We start from the raw sequence: 2,581 nt of genomic DNA on the forward strand, positions 1-2,581 counted from the left end.
CATTTTACAGTTTAATCCAAAAACTAAAAACCCTATTTGTTCAGAGGTTTCATTTGATAATCCAAAATTAGACTTTGTTATAATAAAAACATGGAGTAAAAAACAAAATTTAATATAAACAAAATATTGTCAGTAAAAAGGAATTGTGGTATGAAAATGAATTTTGGGCATCTTGTTTTACTCATTACTTTACTTGCACTGTTTGGATTGTTTGTTTCAGAAACAGCAAATGCTTATATCCTCGCTGAATACTACACAGGTTATGGTTCTGGAGTCCCAAGCAATCCATTTCAAACCACATATTATCGTGCAAAGCGGCTTGAGTCTAATGTCGATTTCAATTGGGGCACGGGTGCTCCTGGGATTGCTGGTATTGGCGACAATTACTTTGCTATCGGTTTCCGAGGTATGGTTTATATTCCCACGACAGGAAACTGGACCTTTTATACCCAGAGTGATGATGGAGTAAGATTGCGAATTGACGGAACACTTAGAATAGATAGTTGGAATCTCATGGGGGGTGATGAACGTTCATCAGGACCATTTACCCTATCTGCGGGCTGGCATAAAGTTGACCTGGATTACTTTGAAAATGAAGGGGGGGCAGTTATCCGCTTGTTATACGAAGGTCCTGGTGTATCAAAGCAGGTTATTCCTGCCAGCGCCTTTGATATAAATAAAGGTGTTACTCAATTTCAGGGAATTCATGGAAGATATTACCGCTGGAGTGGCGGTTCTCCTCCACCCAGCCCATTTACTTATGGCAACTGGTCTATGAACCGTATCGACCCTAATGTTAATTTTAATTGGGGAACGAGCGACCCGCAGTTAAGTAACTGGATTAGTTCAGATTATTTTGCTGTGTGGTGGCATTCCAATATCTATATTCCAACTTCTGGTAACTGGACTTTTTATACTTATACTGATGATGGAGCAAGGCTATGGATTGATGGTACTCAACGAATTAACCAATGGGTTGACCAGGGACTAACAGAGGTATCTTCCGGCGCTATTTACCTTGATGCGGGCTGGCATAATATTGAAATGCAATATTATGAAAATGGTGGAGGTGCCACAGCAGAACTTCGTTGGGAAGGTCCCGGCGTATCAAAACAAGTTATTCCTCAAGCCAATTTAGGCATTTTACAAGGAACCGTTATTGCTCAATATTACAACGCAAACTGGAGTGGAAACCAACCTGCAAATTTTGCCACAGAACGGTATGAATTTGGTATCTGGCATGATTGGGGTACAGGTAGTCCAGAATATGGAGTTGTTGCGGATAATTTTAGTGCATGGTGGCGTGGAAAAGTATTAGTTCCTACCGACGGCACATATACCTTTTATGTAACCAGTGATGATGGTGTTGATTTATATGTAAATGGAACAAGATTAATAAATCGTTTAGGACAACCTCAATCTCCAACAGAATACAGTGGAAGTATTGCTCTTACAGGCGGAAGGAAATATTACTTTGATTTAAGATATGATGAACTTACCGGTGGGGCAGTTTGTCAAGTAAGTTGGTCAGGTCCAGGTATAAGTAAACAGATGATACCTGCATCTGCATTTTATCCTATACTTAACGAGGCACCATCGGATATAACGATATCTAATTCCACTATCGGTTCTAATCTTCCTGCGGGAACCGCGGTAGGTACTCTTTCTACCTTCGACATAGATAATGTTACGGGAGCAAATCCTCAACAAACATTTACATATACCAAAGTATCTGGTTCCGCAAATTTCGATGTAGTTGGCAACACCGTTAGAACCGCCGCTGCTAACTTGACACCTGGCAATTATACAATCCGCGTTCGCACTACCGATAATGGAACGAGGCCAGACAATTTGAGTTTTGAGAAAGATATAACTATAACTGTGGTAGATACTACACCACCAACGGTTACATCTGTTCAAGTAACGGCTGTCCGTTATGTAAATGTTACATTTAGCGAAGCCATGGGTGCAGGCATAACTACATCTACGAACTATGTCATTTCTGGCACGGGCAAAGGGACATTAGCCGATAATCCCAACAGTGTTTCGTTAGTATCGGGTAATACATATCGCCTTGCGTGGACCATAGGCGAGATGAGACAGGGTGGCGATATAACCATTACAGTATCGGGTGTCCGAGATATAGCAGGAAATCTGATAGGTACACCAAATAGCGGAACGCACACCGGTGGTGGTATATACATCGAGGCACCTTCTGTTTCCACGGTGACTGCTCCTACTGCAGTAAATACATCACCCATTACAATTAACTATTCTGGTGCATCGGATAATAGCAGCGGTATCAATACAATTGAATTATGGTACAAAAAAGGTTCGGGAGGAACATGGACAGATACGGGTTTGAGGTCTTCTTCTTACCCGTCAGGTAGTTTTGTATTTAATACATTTTCTGGGGAAGATACTTACTACTTTACCTTAGTACCCGTGGATAACGCTGGCAATCGTGGAGCAGAGGCAAGTGGTTCAGGTCAGGCAAATACAAAATACGACATAACGAATCCTGGGGTAGGGGCGATTAATGTATCGCCATATACGAATGGGACGCCGGTGCCGATTAATT

1 protein-coding gene is annotated in these 2,581 nt (G+C 41.6%); it reads left to right on the top strand.

The features are described from left to right. Positions 1-150: 150 nt before the first annotated feature. On the top strand, positions 151-2,581 hold a 2,431-nt coding region (locus tag PLA12_14675), incomplete at its 3' end, for a PA14 domain-containing protein (GenBank protein ID HOQ33734.1).

Source organism: Candidatus Hydrogenedens sp. (assembly GCA_035378955.1).
Taxonomy (GTDB): Bacteria; Hydrogenedentota; Hydrogenedentia; order Hydrogenedentales; family Hydrogenedentaceae; genus Hydrogenedens.